Raw genomic sequence first — 23,971 nt, 5'->3', positions numbered from 1 at the left:
CACCGGGAAATCTGAGCCCTCGGGCCTAACGACTTCACCGGTATCTCGTTCGCGACGCGGCGGCCTTCGTTCCGAAATGTAGTCGGACGCTAGGACGAAGCATTGTCGCAGCACCGGGTAGGCCCCAGTTCCATTACGGTCGAGAGCCTCATCGGCGATGGCGTGACGGGTCGGCCGACGCGGCACCGCGCCGAGTCGTCGCAGGTCGAGCGGGTTCGTGCGGCCGCGGGTGCGGCCGTCGCCGCCGGTGCGCTGATCGGCGGTGTCGCCCAGGTCGCCCCGGCCATCGCCAACGCCTCCCCGCTGGCGCCTTCGCGTGACGCCGACCAGGCCGCGGACGAGATCACCTTCAAGGGCACCGCCGACATCCAGAACGTCGCGGCGGCCAAGCAGGTCGCGGCGCCGGTCGCCGATATCGCTGCCCCCGCGCCGGAGGCGACCCAGGTGGCCGCGCCCGTCGCCGCCCCGTTCGGCTTCAACAACCTGCCGCCCGAGATCGCTGGCCCGCTGGCCCAGGTCGAGGACATCCTCAAGGGCGTGCACCAGCAGGTCGCTCCCGCGCCCGCGGTGCGCCCGGTCGCCGGCGCGATCAGCTCCGGCTACGGCACCCGCTGGGGCCAGTTCCACTACGGCATCGACTTCGCCGACCAGCTCGGCGCGCCGATCCACTCGGTCAGCAACGGCACCGTCATCGAGGCGGGTCCCGCCTCCGGCTTCGGCCTGTGGGTGCGGGTGCTGCAAGACGACGGCACCACCGCCGTCTACGGCCACGTCAACGACATGTATGTCGCCGAGGGCCAGCGGGTCCGCGCTGGCGACGTGATCGCCTCCGTCGGCAACCGCGGCCAGTCCACCGGCCCGCACCTGCACCTGGAGATCTGGGACCAGAGCGGCGCGAAGATCGACCCGCTGCCGTACCTCGCTTCCAAGGGCGTCCCGATGCACTGGGGCCCCTCCGCCCACTGATTCCGCTGTCCACCAGTGCGATTCAGGCGTAGCTCCGCCTCCGCCGCGGCCATCCGCGGTCTGATCCCGCCGTCGGCAGCGCCGGTCGGGCGTACTTCCTCCTTCGCTGCGGCCAGGTTGACGACGGATTGGCGTTCGGCAGTACCGATTCGGCGTATCTCCGCCTTCGCTCTGGCCGTGCGCCGGTTGACGTCGGACTGGCGTCCGACAGCGCCCGTTAGGCTCGCTTCGTGACCGATCTGGGCGATATCTTCGAGCCGGGATCACCGCACGGGCGCGCCTACGCCGTGCTGGTGCACCACCCCCGATCCGGCCTCGCCGATATCGCGCGCTACCTCGACGTGACGCCGGAAGAGGCCGCCGCCACCCTCGAACTTCTCTGTGCGTTGCAGGCCGCGGTCCGGCTCGAAGATGCCGAAGGTGAACCGGTTTGGGACGCGCACGCCCCGGAATCGTTGTCCGAGACCGAGGCTCGGCGCCGCCAGCACGAGATCAACCAGATGCACGCCGCGGCAGCGCGTCTCAGCGAGACCTTCCGCTCGGTGCGACGTTCGCCGCGCGGCAACGGATCCGTGGTCCCGGTCTTCGAACGCCTGGAGATGCTGGCCGACTTCGAGGAGATGCAGACCTCGGCGCGCACCTCGGTCAAGATCATCGAACGCGGCCCCTACCTCAGCGACATCGAGCGCGAGAACCAGCAATACCTGCTGAAGCGGGCCAGGCTCGGCGAGGGCATCCGCTATCAGACCCTCTACCAGGACACGATCTACCAGGACGCGGAACGGCTACGGCATGCGCTGTCCACCAACGCAAGCGGCGCTCAAGCGCGCACGCTGCCCGAACCGCCGTTCAAACTGATCATCGTCGACGACGAGCGGGCGAACCTGGTGCTGCACGCCGACGAACGCCGTCCCGACCCGATGGGTCTGCGCTTCACCGGATCCCCGGCGCTGCGCCTGCTGGTGCGCACCTTCGACGTGCTGTGGTCACTGGCCGCGCCGATCTCGGTGAACCCGAGCGCCGACGAACTCGACGACCGCGACAAAGCGATCCTCACCCTTATGGGCCTCGGCGCCACCGACGACACGATCGCCCGCAGGCTCGGCATGTCCCGCCGCACGGTGGTCCGCCGCACCGCCCGCCTGTTGGAACGCCTCGGTGCGAGTACTCGCTTCCAGGCCGGTGTACAAGCCACCCGCCGAGGGTGGCTGTGAGCTGCCACAAAAGGGTGAAGGTAGCCTCGACCAGGGTGTAACGCGGCGCAAGCGTCAACGATTGGTCTGGTAACCGAGTAGATCAGACCGGTCGGCCTGTTGCGGCCGCCCGCCTACACTGATGTGATTGCTCGGACCGCGCCGACCCACGGCAGTTCAGGATGGGCGGGGACTGATCTGCTTTCGGTCGTGCGGTGATAGCTCGACGCGAGAGGTGAATACGCTCGAATGGAAACTGCCCGTCGCTCTACGCGTGGTAGTCGTCGCCGCAGGCCAGGTAGTCTCCTGTTCGGGCAGTTGCTCACTGCCGCGGTGGAGTCCGCGGCCGATGAGGTGGCGGTGCGTTTCGACCCCGCCAACAACCCCGAGACCGCAGTCGAGTTGACCTACCGCCAGCTGGACGAGGACTCGTCTCGGCTGGCCAGGGAACTGATCGAGCGGGGCATCGGCCCCGGCGACGTGGTGGCCATCGGTATCGCGCGGTCCGTCGCGTCGGTGCTCTCGGTCTGGGCCATCGCCAAGACCGGCGCGGCCTACGTTCCGGTGGATCCGAGCTTCCCGCCGGACCGCATCGCGCACATCGTCTCCGACTCCGGGGCCGCGCTCGGCCTGACCACCTCGGCGCACCGACGGGCGCTAGGCACCGGCGTCTACTGGATCGAGCTGGACGACCCGGTGGTGGCCGAGCGCATCCTGCACCGGGAAGAGCGGCCCATCACCTACGCCGACCGGGTTCGCGCGCTGGACGAGCGCCACCCGGCCTACATCATCTATACCTCCGGATCGACCGGTAAGCCGAAGGGCGTCGTCGTCACCCACACCGGTCTCGCGGGTCTGGTGGCCGCCGAACGCGACCACTTCGGGTTCGACGGCGACTCGCGGATGCTGCACGTCGCGTCGCCGAACTTCGACGCGTCCGTGTTCGAAATGCTGCTGACCTTCGCGGCGGGCGCGACCCTGGTGATCGCGCCGCCGAAGGTGTACGGCGGCGACGAACTCACGGATCTGCTGCGCCGCGAGGGTGTCACGCACATGCTGATGACCCCCGGTGCGTTGCAGTCGGTGGACCCCACCGGACTCGACGACCTGCGCGTCGTGATCGCCGGCGGCGAGAAGATCGGCCCGGAACTGGTCGCCCGCTGGGCCGACGGCACGCGCGAGGTCTACAACGCCTACGGCCCGACCGAGGCCACCATCGTCGCCACCAGCACCGCGCCGCTGCACGCCGACGCGCCGATCACCATCGGCTCGGCCATCTCCGGGATGGGCGCGTTCGTGTTGGACAGCGGGATGCGTTTGGTGCCCGCCGGTGTCGTCGGCGAGCTGTACCTTTCCGGCCCCGCGCTGGCGCAGGGCTACCTGAACCGTCCCGGCCTCACCGCGGAACGCTTCGTGGCCAGCCCGTTCGGCGGGGAGTCCGATCCGGTGGGCTCGCGGTTGTATCGCACCGGTGACCTGGTGCGCCGCAGTGAGATCGACGGCACCATCGAGTATCTGGGCCGCTCGGACTTCCAGGTGAAGATCCGCGGCCTGCGCATCGAGCTCGGCGAGATCGACAACGCGCTGACCGCCCACCCGGACATCGACTTCGCCGCGACGCTCGGCCGGTCGCTGCCCTCGGGCGCGACCGCGCTGGTGTCGTACGTGCTGGCGCGGCCCGGCGCGAGCGTGGACACCGACGCGCTCACGGAGTTCGTCGGCCGGTCGCTGCCCGGCTACATGGTGCCCGCGGTGATCATGGTGCTCGACGAGATCCCGCTCACGCCGGTCGGCAAGCTGGATCGGAACGCGTTGCCCGAGCCCGTCTTCGCGGTCAAGGAGTACCGCGCGCCCGCGACCCCGACCGAAGAGATCGTCGCCGAGGTGTTCGCGGCCCTGCTGCTGACGGACGACCCGGACGCCCGCGTCGGCGCGGACGACGACTTCTTCGACCTGGGCGGTAACTCGTTGCTCGCCGTCCAGGCCATCGCGCGGATCGGCACGGCCCTCGGGACGCGGGTGCCGATGCAGCTGCTCTTCGACGCCTCCACGGTGGCCGGGCTTGCCGCGCTGCTGGAGCAGCATGCCGGGTCGGCGCTCGGCCGCGCGCTGGAGCCGCAGCCGCGTCCGGAGCGGATCCCGCTGTCGTACGCCCAGCAGCGCATGTGGTTCCTGAACCGCTTCGATCCGGCCAGCGGGGTCAACAACATCCCGGTCGCCGTGCGGCTTTCGGGTGCGCTCGATGTGACCGCGCTCGGCGCGGCGGTGCGTGACCTCGTGCAGCGGCACGAGGTGCTGCGGACCGTCTACCCCGAATTCGACGGCGCCGGTTACCAGCTCGTGCTGCCCGCCGACGACCCGCGCGCGCTGCCCGAGCTGGTCGCCGAGACCGCCACGGAGGCCGAGGTGTTCGACCTGGTGGCGGCGGCCGTGACCGAGGGCTTCGACGTGACCGCGGCGGCGCCGATCCGGCTGCGCCTGCTCGCGTTGAGCGAGACCGAGCACGTGCTGGTCTGCGTGGTGCACCACATCGCGGGCGACGGTTTCTCGATGGGCCCGCTGACCCGCGACTTGATGGCCGCCTACGCGGACCGCGTCGCCGGGCGCGCGCCCCAGCTCGCGCCGCTCGCGGTGCAGTACGCCGACTTCACGCTGTGGCAGCGCGAGGTGCTCGGCGCGGAGGACGACCCGGAATCGGTGCTCGCCGAGCAGGTCGCGTTCTGGCGCGCGGAATTGGCCGGGCTGCCCGAGCAATTGGAGCTGCCCGCGGACCGTCCGCGTCCGTCGGTCGCCTCCTACCGCGGCGATGTGCTGCGCTTCGAGATCGACGCCGAACTGCACACCGCGCTCGCCGGGGTGGCCCAACGCCATCACGCGACGCTGTTCATGGTGGTGCACAGCGCGTTGGCGGTGCTGCTGGCTCGGCTGTCGGGCACCAGGGACATCGCCATCGGCACGCCGGTCGCCGGCCGCGGTGACGCCGCGCTCGACGATCTGATCGGCATGTTCGTCAACACGCTCGTGCTGCGCAACGATGTCGACCCGGCCGCGACGGTCGATCAGCTGCTCGCTGCGGTCCGGCAGGGCGATCTCGCCGCCTTCGGGCACGCCGACCTGCCGTTCGAGCGGCTCGTCGAGCTGCTCGACCCGGTGCGCTCGGCGGCGCGGCACCCGCTGTTCCAGGTGATGCTGACCTTCCAGAATCTGGCACGCACCGAACTGGAATTGCCCGGACTGACCGTGTCCGGCGTGGACATGACGGTGCCGTTGGCCAAGTTCGATCTGCAACTCTCGATGGCCGAGCGGGTCGATTCCAGTGGTGCCCCCGCAGGCATCTCGGCCGAGATCACCTACGCCACAGACCTTTTCGATCCCGCGACGGTGCGCGGGTTCGCCGACCGCTTCGCGCTGGTCCTCGCGGCGATCGCGGGCGATCCCACCGCCGTGATCGGCGACATCGACCTGCTCGCGCCGGAGGAGCGCGCCGCGGTGCTCACCGGCTGGAACGACACCGCGTACCCGGTGCCCGCCGCCACCCTGGTCTCGCTGTTCGAGCGCCGCCGGGCCGCGACGTCGTACGCGACCGCGCTGGTGTTCGAGGACGAGCGGCTTACCTACGCGGAGTTCGGCGCCCGGGTGCACCGCATGGCCCGGCTGCTGCTCGCCGCCGGTGTCGGTCCCGGTTCGCTTGTGGCGCTGGCTATTCGACGCTCGACCGAGCTGGTCGTCGCGATGTACGCGGTGCTGGAGGCGGGCGCGGGCTACGTTCCGCTCGACCCGGACCAGCCCGCCGAGCGCGTGGACTACGTCCTGGAGACGGCCCGTCCGGCCCTGGTCCTCACCACCCAGCGGGACGGTTTCGACACCTCCGCCGCGCCCGTCCTCGCGGTGGACGCGCTCGAACTCGACGGCTACGAATCCGCGCCGATCTCGGATTTCGAACGGGCGCGCCCGATTCGGCCGGGCGACACCGCGTACGTCATCTTCACCTCGGGTTCCACCGGCCGCCCGAAGGGCGTGGCCGTCACCCACGCCGCGATCGTGAACCGCCTGCTGTGGATGCAGTACGAGTACCCGCTCGGCGCGGACGACGTGGTGTTGCAGAAGACTCCGGCCACCTTCGACGTGTCGGTGTGGGAGTTCTTCTGGCCCTTGCAGGTCGGTGCGCGGTTGGTCGTGGCGAAGCCGGACGGTCACCGCGACCCGCTGTACCTGGCCACGGTGATGCTCGAACAGAACGTCACCACGGCGCATTTCGTGCCCTCCATGCTTTCGGTGTTCGTCTCGACGCTGGCCGACGGTGCGCCGGTGCCGCCGCTGCGTCAGGTGTTCGCCTCGGGTGAAGCCCTGCCCGCGCCGACCGCACAGCGCCTGCGTGAGCTGACCGGTGCGCGCCTGCACAACCTGTACGGCCCGACAGAGGCCGCGGTCGACGTCACCTACCACGAGGTGATCGACGCCGACGAGACCTCGGTGCCGATCGGCCGTCCGGTGTGGAACACCCAGCTGTACGTGCTGGATTCGCGTTTGCACCCCGTCGCCCCGGGTGTCGCGGGTGAGCTGTATCTGGCGGGCGATCAGCTGGCGCTGGGCTACCTGAGCCGCAGCGACCTGACCTCGGATCGCTTCGTCGCCAATCCTTACGGCGCCGCTGGTTCGCGCATGTACCGCACCGGTGACCTGGTGACCTGGAACGCGAACGGTGAGCTGGAGTACTTGGGCCGCACCGACTTCCAGGTGAAGCTGCGTGGTCTGCGTATCGAGCTGGGCGAGATCGAGGCGGCGCTGCTGGCGCAGCCGGGTGTCGCGCAGTCGGTGGTGGTGCTGCGCACCGATCCGCACGCCGGTGATCAGCTGGTGGGTTACGTTGTCGCCGAGCCGGATTCGTCGCTCGAAGCCGAGGCCGTGCGCAAGGAGCTCGCGGCAGTGCTGCCCGGCTACATGGTGCCCGCGGCGCTGGTCGTGCTGGACGCCTTCCCGCTGAACCCCTCCGGCAAGCTGGACCGCAAGGCACTGCCCGCGCCCGTGTTCGGCGGCGGCTCGGAGTTCCGCGCGCCCAGCACGCCCATCGAGCAGACCGTCGCCGAGGTGTTCGCGGCGCTGCTCGGCGCGAACGAGATCGGCCTCGACGACGACTTCTTCGCGCTCGGCGGCAACTCGCTGCTCGCCACCAGGGTGGTGGCCAGGCTGAACGCGGCACTGGACGCGAACATCGAGGTCCGCGAACTGTTCGAGGCTCCCACGGTGGCCGCGCTCGCCGCGCGCGTCGTGCCTGGCGAGCCCGGCGACGCCCGGCCGCCGCTCGTGGCCGCTGTCCGTCCGGACCTGGTGCCGCTCTCGCTCGCCCAGCAGCGCATGTGGGTGATCAACCAGATCGACCCGGATTCGGCGGCCTACAACATCCCGTTCGCCATCCAGCTCGCGGGCAGGCTCGACGTGGCCGCGCTGCAACAGGCCGTGCTCGACGTGCTGGAGCGGCACGAGGCGCTGCGCACCAGCTACCCCGTGTCCGCCGCGGGCGAGCTTCCGCACCAAGAGATCTCGACCGTCGCCGACACGCTGCCCGGCGGGCTCGCGGTGGAGCAGCCGACCGACATCATGGGCCGCGTCGTCGAACTCATGTCGGGCGGCTTCGACGTCACCGAGCGGCCGCCGGTGCGGATCGCGCTGCTCAACGGCGGCGTTCCGGACAAGCACCTGCTCGTCCTCGTCACGCACCACATCGCCGCCGACGGCGCCTCGCTCGCGCCGCTCGCCCGCGACCTCATGACCGCTTACATCGCCCGCACCGAGGGCGAGGCGCCTGGCTGGGCGCCGCTGACCGTGCAGTACGCCGACTACGCGCTGTGGCAGCGCGACGTCGTCGGCGTGGTGGAGGACGAGAACTCCGTCGCCGCACGGCAATTGGCGTACTGGTCGGAACAGCTCGCCGGTCTCACCGGCGCCGCGGCGCTGCCGCAGGACCGCCCGCACCCGCCGGTGCCGTCGATGCGCGGCGCCTCGGTCGGCTTCCGGCTGCCCGCGGACGTGCACGGCGAACTCGCCCGCCTCGCGCGGGAGCAGAACTCGTCGCTGTTCATGGTGCTGCACGCCGTGCTCGCCGTGCTGCTCGCGCGCCTCACCGGCGACTCGGACGTCGCCATCGGCACTCCGATCGCCGGCCGCGGCGACCGCGCGCTCGACGACCTGGTCGGCATGTTCGTCAACACCCTGACGCTGCGCACCGCCGTCGATCCCGACGCCACTTTCGCCGAACTGGTCCAGGCGGCGCGGGAGACGGATCTGACGGCGTTCGCCAACGCCGACATCCCGTTCGAGCGCGTCGTCGAGACCGTCGCACCCGGTCGCGCGGGCACGAACAATCCGCTGTTCCAAGCGGTTCTGGCATTCCAGAACCTGGAGCGGCCGACCCTGGAGCTGCCCGGCCTGACCGTTGGCGTGCTGGACTCGGAGTCGATCGCGGCGAAGTTCGACCTGCTGCTGAACGTCGAGCCGCGCCACCGCGAGGACGGTTCGCCCGCCGAGCTCGCCGCCGTCTTCACCTACGCCATCGACATCTTCGACGAGGCGACCGTGCGTTCGTTCGCGCGCCGCCTCGCCATGGTGGCCAGCGCGGTCGCCGCCGACCCGCACCAGCGCGTCGGCGCGATCGACCTGCTCGAGCCGGTCGAGCGGGACCGGTTGCGCCCCAACCGTATTCCGGTGTCGCGCGACATCACGCTGCCGCAGCTGCTGCGCACCGCGGTGCAGACCAACCCGGACGGCATCGCCGTCGTGGTCGCCGACGCCGCCGAGCATTACGCCCAACTCCGTTACGCCGACCTGGATCTGCGCTCGACGCTCCTGGCCCGGTTGCTCATCGATCGCGGCATCGGCCCGGACGACGTGGTGGCCGTTGGCATTCCGCGTTCGGTCGAGTCGGTGCTCGCGGTCTGGGCGGTGGCCAAGACCGGCGCCGCCTTCGTGCCGGTGGACACCAACTACCCGGCCGAGCGCATCGGCCACATGGTCAAGGATTCGGGCGCGGTGCTCGGTCTGACGGTCTCCGACGCCCAGCGGGCGCTGCCGGGGCTCGTCGAATGGCTGCTGCTCGACGACATCGAATTCGTCAGCGGGCTCGCGGTGTACTCGGCCAAGCCGATCGCCGACGCCGACCGGGTGCGTCCGCTGCGGCCCCAGCACCCGGCCTACGTCATCTACACCTCCGGCTCGACCGGCACGCCCAAGGGTGTCGTCGTCACACACGCCGGTCTCTCGGGCTTCTGCGACGAACAGCGCGAGCGCTACCGGGTGACGCCCGGTTCGCGGACGCTGCACTTCGCGTCCCCGTCCTTCGACGCCTCGGTGCTCGAGCTGCTGCTCGCGGTGGGCGGCGCCGCGACGATGGTGGTCGCCGCGCCGGAGGTCTACGGCGGCGCCGGTCTCGCGGAGCTGTTGCGCCGCGAGCGGGTGACGCACGCGTTCGTCACGCCCGCGGCGCTGGCGTCCATGGACCCGGCCGGTCTGGACGAACTGCGCGTGCTGATCACCGGCGGCGAGGCGTGTCCGCCGGAACTGGTGCGGCGCTGGGTGATTCCGGTCGCGCACGGCATGCGGCAGTTCTTCAACGCCTACGGTCCGACCGAGGCGACGGTCATGACCAACGTGACGTCGTCGATGATGCCGGACTTGCCGGTGACGATCGGCGCGCCGATCCGCGGCATCGCCGCGTACGTGCTCGACGAGCGGCTGCGCCCGGTGCCGACCGGCGTGGCGGGTGAGCTGTACGTCTCGGGCGCGCAGCTGGCGCGCGGCTATGGCGGCCAGTCCGGCCTGACGGCGAGCCGCTTCGTCGCGGATCCGTTCGCCGCGGGCGGCTCGCGCATGTACCGCACCGGCGACCTGGTCCGCTGGACCCCGCGTGGCGATCTGGAGTACCTGGGTCGCAACGACTTCCAGGTCAAGGTCCGCGGCTTCCGCATCGAGCTCGGTGAGATCGACGCGGTGCTCGCGGCGCACGACAGCGTGGACTTCGTGGTCACCGTCGGACACGAACTCGACAGCGGCAGCACGATTCTCGCCTCCTACGTGCACGCGGCGCCCGGCGCGCTGGTGGACGTCGCGACGCTGACCGCGTTCGCGGAGGAGACGCTGCCGCGCCACATGGTGCCCACCGCCATCACCGTCCTCGACGAGATCCCGCTGACACCGGCGGGCAAGCTGGACCGTCGCGCGTTGCCCGCACCGCAGTTGCAGATCAAGGAGTTCCGCGCCCCCAGCGGGCCGCTGGAGCAGCTCATCGCCGAATTGTTCGGCGAGGCTCTTGGTTCCGAGGAGCCGATCGGCGCGGACGACGACTTCTTCGCGCTCGGTGGAAACTCGCTCATCGCGACCCAGGTGATGGCCCGCCTCGGCAGCGCGCTCGGCGGTCGCCTCGAGGTGCGCGAACTGTTCAACGCCTCGACCGTGGCCGGTCTGGCCGCGCGGCTGGCGCAGAGCCCAGGAGCCGCACCCGCTCGACCGGCGCTGGTCGCCGGTCCGCGCCCGGAGCGGATTCCGCTCTCGCCCGCGCAGCGGCGCTACTGGTTCCTCAACCAGTTCGACACCGCCGCGTCGGCCGTCGACAACATCCCGCTCGCGGTCCGGCTGACCGGTGCGCTCAACGTCGACGCGCTCGGCCAGGCGATCGCCGACGTGGTGGCGCGGCACGAGGTGCTGCGCACCACCTACCCCGGCTCGGACGAGGCGCCGCACCAGCTCGTCCATCCCGCGTCGGAGCAGCCCGCCGAATTGGTCCCGATCGACATCACCGAGGGCGATCTGCAGTCCGCGGTGGTCGATTTCGCGTTGACCACCTTCGACGTGACGGCCGAGGTGCCGTTCGCCGTGACGCTGTTCCGGCTGGCCCCCACCGAGCACGTCCTCGCGATCGTGGTGCACCACGTCGCGGCCGACGGCGCCTCGATGAACCCGCTGGCCCGCGACGTCATGACGGCCTACGCGGCCCGAGCGGCGGGCGCGGCGCCGAGCTTCGCGCCGCTGCCCCTGCAATACGCCGACTACGCGCTGTGGCACGACGCGGTGCTCGGTTCCGAGAGCGATCCGGAATCCATTGCCGCCCAGCAGATCTCCTACTGGCGCACGGCGCTGGCCGGGCTGCCCGATCAGCTGGAGCTGCCCGCCGACCGTCCGCGGCCGCCGGTGCAGTCCTTCCGCGGCGCCACGCTGCGCACGGTGATCCCGGCGGACCGGCACGCCGCGCTGCACGAGCTGGCGCGTGCCAACCACGCCTCGCTGTTCATGGTGGTGCACGCGGCGCTGGCGGTGCTGCTGGCGCGGCTCTCGGGCACCGACGACATCGCCGTCGGCACCCCGCTCGCGGGTCGCGGCGAGCGCGAACTCGACGACCTGATCGGCATGTTCGTCAACACCGTGGTGTTCCGCACCAAGGTGCGCCCCGGCGAGCGGTTCGCCGACCTGCTCACCGAGGTCCGCGAACGCGACCTGGAGGCGTTCGCCAACGCGGACGTGCCGTTCGAGCGTCTCGTCGAGGTGCTCAACCCGGCGCGGTCGACGGCGCGCAATCCGCTGTTCCAGATCGGTCTTTCGTTCCAGAACCTCGCCGAGTCCACCTTCGAGCTGCCCGGAATGACGGTCGGCGCGGTGGATTTCGACGCCAGGCTGGCCAAGACCGATCTGCAGCTGACGGTGACCGACCGCTACGCCGTGGACGGCGCGCCCGCGGAGCTGGTCGCCGATTTCAGCTACGCCACCGACCTGTTCGACGAGGCCACCGTGCGCGGCTTCGCGGAGCGGTTCGAGCGCGTGCTGGATGCCGTGATCGCCGACGCCGCGGTGTCGGTGGGCGAGATCGATCTGCTCTCCGCGGAGGAGAGCGAGCGAATCCTGCGGTCCTGGAACGACACCGGGCACCCGGTGGATTCCGCGGCGACCCTGGTGTCGCTGCTCGACGCGACCGTGGCCGGTTCGCCGCATGCCCCCGCGCTCGTCGCCGACACCGGCGCGGGCCTGCTCGAGCTGACCTACGCCGAGCTGGACGCTCGGGTGAACCGGTTGGCGCGGTATCTGATCGGTCGTGGTGTGGGTCCGGAGGATCGGGTGGCGTTGGCCATTCGCCGGTCGGCGGATCTGGTGATCGCGATGTACGCGGTGGCCAAGGCCGGTGCGGCGTACGTGCCGATCGATCCGGGTCAGCCCGCCGAGCGTGTCGACTACATCCTGGACACCGCGGCCCCGCGCTGCGTGCTGACCACCGCGGCCGACGGCTTCGCCAGCACCGCCGCGGCGACCGTGTCGCTGGAGACGCTGGACCTGACGGCCTTCTCACCCGCGCCGATCGCGGCGAACGAGCGCAATGGTGTTCTGGTTGCGGCGAATACGGCGTATGTGATCTTCACGTCGGGTTCGACGGGTCAGCCCAAGGGTGTGGCGGTGCCGCACGCGGCGATCGTGAACCAGTTGTTGTGGAAGTCGGACGAATTCGGTCTCGACAGCGAGAATGTGGTGCTGCTGAAGACGGCGGCGACGTTCGACTTGTCGGTGTGGGAGTTCTGGTCCGCGGCGGTCAGCGGTGGTCGCCTCGTCGTCGCCTCCGCCGATGGCCATCGGGATCCGTCGTATTTGAACGCGTTGATGCGTTCGACGGGTGTGACCACGTTGCATGTGGTTCCGTCGATGCTCGACGCGCTGCTCACCGACTCCGAAGGGCGGCTGCCCGAGTCGCTGCGGCGGGTGCTGGCGATCGGTGAGGCGCTGCCCGCCGCGCTGGCCCAGCGGGTCCGCGCGGGCGGCACCGAGCTGTTCAACCTGTACGGTCCGACCGAGGCGGCGGTGTCCATCACCAACCACCCGGTCACCGATGCCGATGCGGGCTCCGTCCCGATCGGCGTGCCGGAGTGGAACAGCCGCGTCTACGTGCTCGACGCCATGCTGCGACCCGTCCCCGCGGGCGTGCCCGGCGAGTTGTACTTGGCCGGTGCGCAATTGGCGCGCGGCTACTTCGCGCGTCCCGGTCTCACCGCCGACCGCTTCGTCGCCGATCCGATCGCCGCGGCGGTCTCCGGCGACGCGGGCGCGCGGATGTACCGCACCGGCGACCTGGTGGTCTGGAACGCCGACGGCGAGCTGGAGTACCGGGGCCGCACCGACTTCCAGGTGAAGGTCCGCGGTTTCCGCATCGAGCTCGGCGAGATCGACGCCGCGCTCACCGCGCAGCCCGGCGTCGACTTCGCGATCACCGTCGGCCGCGAAACCGGCGGGCGCGCGACGACGACTCTCGTCTCCTACGTGGTGCCGCTCCAGGGCGCGCGGCTCGACCCCGACGCGCTCGTCGCGCAGCTGGGCCACCAGCTGCCGGATTACATGGTGCCCGCGGCGGTCGTGGTGCTCGACGAGCTGCCGCTCACCTCGGTCGGCAAGGTGGACCGGTCGGCGCTGCCCGAGCCGGTGCTGCCGACCCGCGAGTACCGCGCGCCGCGCACGGCGGAGGAAGAGGTCATCGCGTCGGTCATCGGCGAGGTGCTCGGCATCGAGCGCGTCGGCGTCGACGACGACTTCTTCGCCCTCGGCGGCGACAGCGTCGTCTCCATCCAGGTGGTGGCGCGGGCGCGGGCCAAGGGCGTGCTGTTCACCCCACGCCACGTCTTCGAGGCGCGCACCGTCGCGGCGCTCGCCACGGTCGCCACCTCGGCCGCAGCCGCCGTCGCCGAGCAGACCGGCGAGCTGCCGCTGACCCCGGAGGCCGCCCGCCTGCTCGCGGCGCGTCCGGACGGTGTCGAGGTGCGGGCGATCGTGCTCGATGTGCCCGCCGACCGCCCGGTGCCGATGGTGCGGGCCGCGATCGACGCGGTGCTGCAGCAGAATCCGATGCTCTGGGTGCGGCTGCGCCCGGCGGCCGACGGCGTTCCCGCGGCCTTCGACCTGCCCGCCGCGCCGACGCCGGACGACCAGCCGTTCTACCTGCTGGAGGACACCGCGGCCGCCGCCGTCCCGCTGGACGACGTGGTGCAGGCCGCCGCCGCGGCGCTCGACCCGACGCAGGGGCGCAACATCCGGTTCGTCCGCATGGGTCCGGACACGGCCGCCCAACTGGTCGTCGTCGCCAACGGGCTCGTGCTGGACGACCACTCGTGGCGCACCGTCATCGATCAGCTCACCGCGGGCTGGTCGCGGCACCGCCACGCCGCGCCCGAGGCGACCGAATCCGGTCTCGGCACGGTGCTGCGCGCCCTCGCCGCGAAGGCCGAGGACCCGGCGACGCTCGCCGAATTGCCCTGGTGGCAGCAGACCTTGGCGGATGTGACGGCGGAACCGCCTGCGGGAGCCGATCTCTCGATTCGCTCGCGCGTCTCGCTCACCATCACCTCCGAGGGTGCGGCCGCGGTGACGACGATGGCGCAGGCCTACCACGCCACCGTCGACGAGGTGCTGCTCACCGCGCTGGCCATCGCCATGCGCACGGCAGGGAAGGAAACCCTCGTGCGCGCCGCGGGTCCGGTGGTCCGGCTCACCGCCGACGCACGCGACCGGGCGCACTCGGACCTGGTCGGCGGCTTCACCACCGACTACCCGCTGCCGCTGGTGCTGTCCGGCGTCGACATCGCCGACGCACTGGTCGGCGGTCCGGCCGCGGGCGTCGCGCTCGGGCAGATCAAGGAGCTGCGCCGCTCGGTGCCTTCGGGCGGTGTCGGCTACGGCCTGCTGCGCTACCTCAACGGCGCGGCCGAACTGCCCGCCGCGGGCCTGATTCGGTTGCGCTACCGGGACGTGCGCCCGGCGAAGATGCACACCGACGCCGCGGCCGAGGATCTGCTGCTCGACATCGTCGTGGAGGCCACCCGCGAGGGCCTGCGCGCCAGGTTCGACTTCGCCGCAGCCGTTTTCGCCGGTGACGACGTGAAAACCTTTGCCGAGCACTGGGTCAGGGCCCTCGGCGGTCTCGCCGAGCACGCCCTGCGCCCCGGCGCGGGCGGCTACACGCCGTCGGACTTCCCGCTGGTGCGGCTCACCCAGTCCGATCTGGACCGGTTCGGCGGCGCGTACCCCGAACTGGGCGACGTCTGGCCGATGACGCCGTTGCAGTCGGGCATGCTGTTCCACGCGCAGCTCGCCGACGCCTCCATCGACGCGTACATGCTGCAGTTCGTGCTCGACCTCGACGGCAGGGTGGACGCGGCGCGGTTGCACGCCGCGGCCCAGGCGCTGCTCGATCGGCACGCCAACCTGCGGGTCGCCTTCGCCGACACCGGCGACGGCCGCGCGGTGCAGGTGGTGCCGGATTCGGTCCAGGCGCCGTGGCGTCAGATCGCGCTCGACCACCTCGATCCGGCCGTCGCCGCGAGCGAGGCGGAGCGGATCAAGGCCGCCGACATGGCGCAGCACTTCGAGATGCGAACCGCGCCGCTACTGCGCTTCACGCTGCTGCGCACGGCCACCGAGCGGTTCCACCTGATCGTGACCAGCCACCACATCCTGCTCGACGGCTGGTCGGTGCCGCTGCTGATGCGTGAGCTGCTGACCGTCTACGCGCTCGGCGTCCGCTCTCGTCATCTGCCGAAGATCCGGCCCTACCGCGACTACCTGGAGTGGCTGGTCGCGCAGGATCCGGACGCGGCGCGCCAGGCGTGGCGCTCGGCGCTGGCGGGCGTCACCGAGCCGACCCCGCTGGTCGGCGCGGCGAACCGCGAGATCGCCGCGGGCATCGGCGAAGTCGACTTCGTCTTCTCGCCCGAGCAGACCGCGGCACTGACCGGCGCGGCCGCGCGCGCGGGCGTCACGGTGAACACCGTGGTGCAGGCCGCGTGGGCGCTGCTCATCGGCCGTGTCACCGACCGTGACGACGTGGTCTTCGGCGCGACCGTCTCCGGCAGACCCGCCGAGCTGGACGGCGTGGAGACCATGGTCGGCCTGTTCCTCAACGCCATTCCGGTGCGGGTGCGCCTCGACGCGACGCAGACGCTCGCCGAGCTGCTTCGCACGCTGCAGGACGAGCAGGCGGCCCTGCTCGACTACCACTACCTTGGCCTGAGCGAGATCCAGAACACCATCGGTGTGGACGGCCTCTTCGATTCGCTCGTGGTGTTCGAGTCCTACCCGGTGGACAGGGAGGGATTGCGCCGCGCCAGTGCGATCGACGGCATGAGCGTCAGCGGCGTGCACGTCGCCGACGGGACGCACTACCCGGTGTCGGTGATCGTCGCGCTCGGCGAGCAGCTGCACGTCGGGATCAAGTACCTGCGCGACCTGTTCGACGAGGCCGCCGCGCGGACCCTCGCCGACCGGCTCGCCGCGCTGATCGGCGCGTTCGTCGCCGAGCCGCGCGCGCGGGTCGCCGAGGTCGACGCGCTGCTCGGTCAGGAACGAGCCGCGCTGACCGCCCGCAATGCCACCGAAGTGCCCGAGCTGCTGGACGATTCGACGCTGCTCTCGCTGTTCGACGCCCAGCTGGCCAAGACACCGAACGCGACAGCGCTGATCTTCGGCAACACCAAGGTCAGCTACGCCGAACTCGACGCCAGGTCGCGGCGGCTCGCGCGGGAGCTTTCCGCGCGCGGCGTCGGCCCGGAATCGCTGGTGGCCGTGGCCATGCGGCGCAGCGTCGATCTGGTCGTCGCCATCTACGCCGTGCTGCGCGCGGGCGGCGCGTACGTGCCGGTCGACCCGGACCATCCGGTGGAGCGCAGCGAGTACGTGCTGGCGGGCGCGTCGCCGGTGTGCGTACTGACCACGGCGCGTACCGGTTTCGGCACGGCCACCGGTGTGCCGGTGGTCGCGGTGGACGCGCTCGAGTACGCCCCGAGCATTGTCGCGACCGCCGATGCGCCGGTGCGGGCCGACAACGTCGCCTACGTCATCTACACCTCCGGTTCGACCGGCCGCCCGAAGGGCGTGGCGATCACGCACCGGCAGATGGCCAACCAGTTCCGCTGGGCCCAGCGCGCGTACCCGCACGACGGCTCCGACGTGGTGCTGCACAAGACGCCGATCACCTTCGACATCTCGACGTGGGAGTTGTTCTGGCCGTTGCAGACCGGCGCCGCAGTGCTGATCGCCGAGCCCGACGGGCACCGCGATCCGGCCTACCTGGCACGGGTCATCGCCGAACATCGCGTCAGCACGGTGCATTTCGTGCCCTCGATGCTCGACGCGTTCTTGGACGGTGCGGACGAGGACGCCCATCTCCCCGCGCTGCGCCGGGTCTTCGCGGCCGGTGAGGCGCTCTCGGCGGAGACGGCCGAGGCCTTCGCCGCCGCGCTGCCCGACGCCGAGCTGGTGAACTGGTACGGCCCCGCCGAGGCGACGGTCGTCACCGCGCACCCCGGCCACGCGGACGGTGGTTCGGCCGTGCCGATCGGTATGCCGGTGGCCAACACCCAGGTGCACGTGCTCGACCGCCAGCTGCGCCCGGTGCCGCTCGGCGCGGCGGGCGAACTGTACGTCGCGGGTGTGCAATTGGCCCGCGGCTACCACGGCGCGCCCGCACTCACCGCGGAACGCTTCGTCGCGCACGAGGACGGCGAGCGGCTCTACCGCACCGGCGACGTGGTGCGCTGGCGTCCGGTCGGCGACGGCGCGGCGCTGGAATACCTGGGCCGCAGCGACTTCCAGGTCAAGCTGCGCGGTCAGCGTGTCGAGCTCGGCGAGATCGAGGCCGTGCTCGCCGATCACGACGAGGTGCGCCACGTCGCGGTCTCGCTGGTCCGGCTCGCCACCGGCGATCGGCTGGTCGCCTACGTCGTTCCGGTGCCCGGCTCGGCCGTGGACATCGACGACCTCCTCGCGTACGCACGTGCCGCGCTGCCTGCGTACATGGTCCCCTCGGCGATCGTGCCGCTCACGGCGATGCCGCTGAACGCGAGCGGCAAACTGGATCGCCGGGCGCTGCCCGAGCCGCAGCTGGCGTCCCGCGACTACCGCGCACCGGCGACGCCGATGGAGCAGGCCGTCGCCGCGGTCTTCGCCGAGGTGCTCGGCGTGGACCGGGTCGGCGCCGACGACGACTTCTTCGATCTCGGCGGCAACTCGCTGGTCGCGACCCGCGTGGTCGGCAGGCTGCGCGGGCTGACCGGCGCCGAGGTGCGGGTGCAGTGGTTCTTCACCGACTCCACGGTCGCCGCGCTCGCCGCCAAGATCAGCACCGCGCAGGAGAACGGCGTCGACTACTCGGCCGATTCGGCCGCCGCCCTCGGCCCGCTGCTGCCGATCCGCGGCACCGGTTCGGCGGAGCCGCTGTTCTGCTTCTATCCGATGGCCGGACTCTCGTGGAGCTACGCGGGCCTGGTGCCGTACGTGGATCGGTCGCGTCCGATCATCGGTCTCCAGTCGCCCGCGCTCTCCGAGGACGACTACCTGCCCGAGTCGCTCGACGCGATGGCGGCGCGCTGCCTGGCCGAGATCCGCTCGGTCCAGCCGCAGGGCCCGTACCACCTGCTCGGCTGGTCGCTCGGCGGCATCCTGGCGCACGCGGTCGCGGTGCGGTTGCAGGCGGCGGGGGAGCGGGTCGCGCTGCTCGCCATGCTGGACAGCCACCACGACATCGGCGCCGGTGATTTCCGCGACGCGCTGCGTGGTGCGCTCGCCGAGATCGGCATCGGCGCCGACGACCTGCTCGGCGGCGGTGACGTGCACGATCTCAGCGATGCCTCGCTCGCCGCGCTGCACGCCACCATCCCGCCGGAGCTGGCCGTGCTGACGCCGGAACGGCTGCGCCGCATCTACCGCAGCGCGGTCCGTTCGGCGGAGCTGATCGCCGAGCATCGGCCCGGCGTGTTCCGGGGCAGGCTGGAGTACTTCAGCGCCCGGATCCTCGGGGCGAACCTGGTGCACGGCATCGACCCGGAGACCTCGGCGAACAAGTGGCAACCGTTCGTCGACGGCGTCGTCGCCGATCACCCGATTCAGACGACGCACGACGAGATGACCTCGCAGATGGCGCTAGCCGAGATCGGACCGAGACTGTCGTCATTGATTCCCGGGGCCGGAGAAGATCACAATCCGGCTGGTCAGGCATGATGGGGCAACGGGTAGGTAACAATGCCCCCTGTTCTGACGACTACATAGGCCGTATGGTCTGGGCGTGGCGCCAACGCGTGGACGTCCGGCGGCCAGGGGAAGCCCATCCGTGATCCCGATACGAAGTGAAGGTGCGAAATTGATACGTCGACAGACCCGGCGCCGTGGCACGCGTGCCGCGGCGATGATCGCGACTACTGCGGTGTTCGCGGGACTCATGTCCGGATTCGGCGCATCCTCGGCCACTGCTGACCCGATCGTCGAGTCGAAGGCGCTGCTGGCCAACCCGGTCTCCTCCGACGGCTCGAAGATCGTCAAGGCGGAAATCAAGGACTCCCGCAACATCCGGCTGCACGTGTACTCGGCCGCGATGGACGAGAACGTCATCATCGACGTGCAGCGTCCGGCCGACGCCTCGGAGCCGCGGCCGACCCTGTACCTGCTCAACGGCGCGGGCGGCGGCGAGGACGACGCGTCCTGGGTGGCCCGTTCCGAAGCGCTGGACTTCTTGAAGGACAAGAACGTCAATGTGATCCAGCCGATCGGTGGCAAGTGGAGCTACTACACCGACTGGATCAAGGACGACCCGACGCTGGGCCGCAACAAGTGGACGACCTTCTTCACCGAGGAGCTGCCGCCGCTGGTCGACGGCGCGCTCGGCACCAACGGCGTGAACGCCATCGCGGGCCTGTCCACCTCGGGCACCACCGTGCTGGCGCTGCCGATCGCCAAGCCCGGCCTGTACAAGGCGGCCGCCGCCTACAGCGGTTGCGCCCAGACCAGTGACCCGGTCGGCTCGGAGTTCGTGAAGCTCACCGTCGAGACCTGGGGCGGCGGCGACACCGAGAACATGTGGGGTCCGCAGGGCTCGGAGGGATGGGTCAAGAACGATCCGTACGTGAACGCCGAGGGCCTGCGCGGTCTCGAGCTCTACATCTCCACCGGCACCGGTATTCCCGGCGAGCACGACGTGCTGAACGGTGAGTACGCCCTGCCCGGCGCCTACGGTCTGGCCAACCAGGTCCTGATCGGCGGCGTGATCGAGGCGGGCACCAACTACTGCACGCACAACCTCCAGACCAAGCTGAACGAGCTGGGTATCCCGGCGACCTTCAACTTCCGTCCGACCGGCACCCACTCGTGGGGCTACTGGAACGACGAGTTCCCCCGCTCCTGGCCGGTGCTGGCCAAGGGCCTCGGTCTCTGAGACCACCCGCTTCGCATCGACCGCCCTGGTCACACCCCTCGTGTGACCAGGGCGGTCGTGTTTACGGCTACACCCAGTTCTCGATCCAGTACTTCCAGATCAGCGGGGCGTACGCGGCGAGCGGCGGCACCTTGATGTCGGTGCCCGCCAGCGTGTCGGTGGCGCGCTTGGCGTCGAACCAGCAGGTGAACTCGCTGTGCTCGAGCACGTCGAGCGGGACGCCGACGCGCGGCAACATCCAGTTGGCGCCCGGCACCCGCAGCAGCATGTTCATCGCGCGCTTGGGCATCACCTCGACCAGATGCGGCGCCCCCGCCTCGTCGGCGAACAGGTTCAGCGCCTCGACCGCGCTCATCCGGCGCGGGTCGACCAGATGGTAGGTGCTCGACGCCGGGCCCGGCTGGTGCGCGATGTGGTCGAGGGCCCGCGCCACGAAATCGACCGGGACCATGTTGGTTTCGCCGAGTTTGGGCACCAGCACCGGGAGAATGCGCGGCAGCTGCGCCGCCATCCGCAGCAGACGGAAGAAGTAGTAGGGACCGTCGATGCGGTCGATCTCGCCGGTCCTGGAGTGGCCGATGACGATCGAGGGCCGGTAGATCCGCCAGGCGAGATTCGAGTCCCGCACGATGCGTTCCGCCTCGAACTTGGCCTGCTGCAACGGAGTTGTCAGCGCCTGTCCCTTGTCGAACATCTCCTCGGTGAACAGGCCCTCGTACGAGCCCGCCACCTCGACGGTCGAAACATGGTGCAGCAGACCGGCTCCCAGTTCCTCGGCGGCGTCGACCACATTGCGGGTGCCCGCTCCGCGTTCGGTCAGGTCGTAGCCCGCCGCCAGGTGGAAGACGTGGTCGATGGCGCCGCGGTGTTGTGCCAGCCAGTTGCTGTCGATGCCCAGGCTCGGCGCGCCGAGGTCGCCCCGGACCGGACGCACCCGATCGCCCGCGTCCCATTCCCTGGCGCAGCAGGCGTACCGGTCGGCCGATTGCTGACCGGGCCGGACCAGCACGTGGATGTCCGTATCGCGCTCGAGCAGCTGGGGGATCAGAAAACGACCGATGAACCCAGTTGCTCCGGTAACCAGGTAAGTCATAGCGGATCAACATAGTGGGGGCAGGTGTGCCTGCTCATGGCGGGGTTCTCCGTGTGAGCACCTGCCAACGGATATGACCGGGTTGTTCGTGGGCCGTCTACTCACATGGGGACCTGCCGGGGGAGGGTGGTGTTCGCGGGCCCGAGCTACCGGTTTGCCACCCGCGAACGACCGTTCCCGCGCACCCAGCTGTGTCCGGGATTTCCGTCGGCGCCGCGGGATCGCCGCGGCGCCGAGAGGCATTTTCAGTCGGCGAAGACCGGCTTGCGCTTGGTCAGCATGGCGGTGGCTCCCTCGCGGAAATCGGGGGAGGCGAGCAGCTCGCTCTGGCCGGTCTTCTCGGCCGCGAGCGCCGCGTCCAGTGCGGTCAGCGTGGCCTGGTTGAGCGCCTTCTTGGTGAGTTCCAGCGCGCGGCGCGGGCCCGCGGCGAGCTTGGCGACCGCGGCCTCCACCGCCGCGTCGAGCTCGTCGTCGGGCAGCACGGCGGTGAACAGTCCGGCTTGCTTCCCGGCGGGCGCGGGCAGGCGCTCGCCGAGCAGTGCCATCTCCGCGGCCAGCGGGCGTCCCGCGGCCGCCGCCACCAGCGCGGCCGCGCCGCCATCGGGCATCAGGCCGATGTTGATGAACGCCAGCAGCAGGTAGGAGTCCTCGCTCGCGTAGACCAGGTCGGCGGCCAGCGCGATGCCGACGCCGACACCGGCCGCCGCGCCCTTGATCCGCGCGACTACCGGAACCGGCGCGTCCACGATCGCCCGCACCAACCGGTTGGCGGCGTCCATCACCATGTCGGAGGTGATGCCGCGCTGCGCCTCGCCGGGGCCCGCGGCCAAGTCCGCGCCGGTGCAGAAGTCGTCGCCCGCGCCGGTCAGCACGATCGCGCGCACCGAGCGGTTCTCGGCCGCGGCCAGGAAGGTGTCGCCGAGCGCGACCATCGTGTCGTAATCGATGGCGTTCTTGCGCTTGGGCTTGGTGAGGGTGATACGCAGTACCTTGCCGTCCTGCACCGCCGTGAAGCCGGCGGGAGCCGTCGCGGCGGATGCGGAATCGGTATTGCTCATTTTTCGCTCCTGGTCAGCGATTCGGCGGACGCCGGGCTGTGAATGGTGGTTAACTTTGCGAATTGTGGTTAACTTATGTGGACTTGTCCGGCGCTGTCAACCAGGCGGCGCCGTCCCAGAACGGAGAGGTGCATGGTCGCGGAACACGGCGAGGTAGACCTCGCGCCCGCGCGGCCCGAACCAAACGGGGGAAGGGCCGGAGCGGAGAACGCCGGTGTTCGCCGCCGCCCCAAGGACCGCAAGGCGCAGATCATCCGGGCCGCCGCGCGCGCCTTCAGCGAGCGCGGGTACTACCCGGTCGGCGTCGACGAGATCGCCGCCGACGTCGGCATTTCCGGCCCCGCCCTGTACCGGCATTTCGCGAACAAGTACGCGCTGCTCGTCGCCGCCGCCGAGGAGGGCGCACGACACCTGCTCACCGTCGCGCGCAATGCCGACGATCCCGAGCTGGACCCAGAACCGCGGCTCGACGGACTGATCAAGGCGATCGCCGAACACACCATCGACATCCGGCGCGAGGCGGGCCTGTACCGGTGGGAGCGCCGCTACCTGGAGCGTGAAGATCGGATCCGGATCCGCAAGATCTACGACGATCTGAACGACACCATCGCCGCGCCCATCGCCGAACTCCGGCCGGACGCTCCCGAGGCCGACCTGCGGATGCTCGCCGCCTCGGTGCTCAGCGTGGTGGCCAGCATCTCCGCGCACCGCTCGGCGCTGTCCGGTGCGCGGCTGCTTCCGCTGTTGCGCGACATGTGCTGGTCGGTCCTGCGCGCCGAGCTGCCGCCCGCGCCGACGCAACCGGACCAGGGGCCCGTCGCGCGCGGCCTGCCGGTCACCTCCAAGCGCGAACAGCTGCTCGCCGAGGCCATCCGGATCTTCGGTCGCCAGGGCTATCACGAGGCGAGCATTGAGGAGATCGGCGCCGCGGTCGGTATCAACGCGTCCAGCGTCTACCGGTACTTCAGCAGCAAGTCCGATCTGCTCGCCGCCGCGTTCCATCGGACCGGCGACCGTGTCTCGGTCGCCATGACCGAAGCGCTGGCCGAGGCGACCAGCAGGCCCGAAGCCGTGCGCCTGATCGCCGCGCGCTACGCCAAGCTGACCTTCTCCACCCCGGAGATCATGCCGGTCTACTACGCGGAGTTCAGCAACCTGCCGCAGGCCGAGCAACACAAGCTGCGCGCCATCCAGCGCCAGAACGTCCTGGAGTGGGCCAACCTGCTCGACGGCGACGCGGTCGAGGCCCGCTTCCGCGTGCACGCCGCCATCGGCCAGGTCATCGACATCGGCAGGCTCATCCGCTTCGACGCCCGCCCGGCCCAGCTGGCCAGGGTGACGGCGCTGATGGACGCGGTTCTCCTCGGCTGAGGTCGCCGCCGTCCGCGCAGACGCCGCGGATGGACCGGCGGGCGAGGCTCTTCCACACCGCCTCATCCCTGTC

At 70.7% G+C, this 23,971-nt stretch carries 7 protein-coding genes; 5 read left to right on the top strand and 2 right to left on the bottom strand.

Translation table 11 applies throughout. The features are described from left to right. Window positions 1-162 precede the first annotated feature (162 nt). The 4 genes from AB0H49_RS01765 to AB0H49_RS01750 all read left to right on the top strand — a co-directional run bounded on the left by AB0H49_RS01765 (window position 163) and on the right by AB0H49_RS01750 (window position 20,376). On the top strand, window positions 163-966 hold the full coding sequence (locus AB0H49_RS01765) for a M23 family metallopeptidase (protein ID WP_357246033.1): 804 nt from the start codon (window positions 163-165) through the stop codon (window positions 964-966). Window positions 967-1,196: 230 nt separating this feature from the next. Continuing rightward, a complete protein-coding gene (locus tag AB0H49_RS01760) occupies window positions 1,197-2,180 on the top strand; it encodes a LuxR C-terminal-related transcriptional regulator (RefSeq protein ID WP_355000197.1) in 984 nt (327 codons plus the stop codon). A gap of 297 nt (window positions 2,181-2,477) precedes the next feature. Beyond that, entirely contained in the window at window positions 2,478-19,169 is a 16,692-nt protein-coding gene (locus AB0H49_RS01755; protein WP_357246030.1) for an amino acid adenylation domain-containing protein, read from the top strand. 184 nt (window positions 19,170-19,353) lie between these two features. Beyond that, entirely contained in the window at window positions 19,354-20,376 is a 1,023-nt protein-coding gene (locus tag AB0H49_RS01750; protein WP_355000195.1) for an alpha/beta hydrolase family protein, read from the top strand. Between the two features lie 67 nt (window positions 20,377-20,443). Here the strand turns inward: AB0H49_RS01750 and AB0H49_RS01745 are convergent, their stop codons facing one another. Together AB0H49_RS01745 and AB0H49_RS01740 are read right to left on the bottom strand one after the other, a co-directional pair. After that, on the bottom strand, window positions 20,444-21,469 hold the full coding sequence (locus tag AB0H49_RS01745; protein WP_355000194.1) for an SDR family oxidoreductase: 1,026 nt from the start codon (window positions 21,467-21,469) through the stop codon (window positions 20,444-20,446). A 245-nt stretch (window positions 21,470-21,714) separates the two neighbouring features. Next, on the bottom strand, window positions 21,715-22,527 hold the full coding sequence (locus tag AB0H49_RS01740) for an enoyl-CoA hydratase-related protein (protein ID WP_357246027.1): 813 nt from the start codon (window positions 22,525-22,527) through the stop codon (window positions 21,715-21,717). A 132-nt stretch (window positions 22,528-22,659) separates the two neighbouring features. Here AB0H49_RS01740 and AB0H49_RS01735 point away from each other — a divergent pair, with 132 nt between their 5' ends. Further along, the gene (locus AB0H49_RS01735) at window positions 22,660-23,898 is read left to right on the top strand and encodes a TetR family transcriptional regulator (protein WP_355000192.1); all 1,239 of its coding nucleotides are present in this window, start codon (window positions 22,660-22,662) and stop codon (window positions 23,896-23,898) included. Window positions 23,899-23,971 lie beyond the last annotated feature (73 nt).

Origin of the sequence: Nocardia sp. NPDC050713 (assembly GCF_040654315.1) — a bacterium.
GTDB lineage: Bacteria > Actinomycetota > Actinomycetes > Mycobacteriales > Mycobacteriaceae > Nocardia.
The sequence above is the reverse complement of the archived record's forward strand: the minus strand, read 5'-3'. Positions and strand labels throughout refer to the sequence as shown.

Coding starts and splice junctions, on each gene's coding strand:
- AB0H49_RS01745 (WP_355000194.1), bottom strand. CDS start 21,469: ATGACTTACCTGGTTACCGGAGCAACTGGGTTCATCGGTCGTTTTCTG.
- AB0H49_RS01740 (WP_357246027.1), bottom strand. CDS start 22,527: ATGAGCAATACCGATTCCGCATCCGCCGCGACGGCTCCCGCCGGCTTC.
- AB0H49_RS01735 (WP_355000192.1), top strand. CDS start 22,660: ATGGTCGCGGAACACGGCGAGGTAGACCTCGCGCCCGCGCGGCCCGAA.
- AB0H49_RS01750 (WP_355000195.1), top strand. CDS start 19,354: ATGATCGCGACTACTGCGGTGTTCGCGGGACTCATGTCCGGATTCGGC.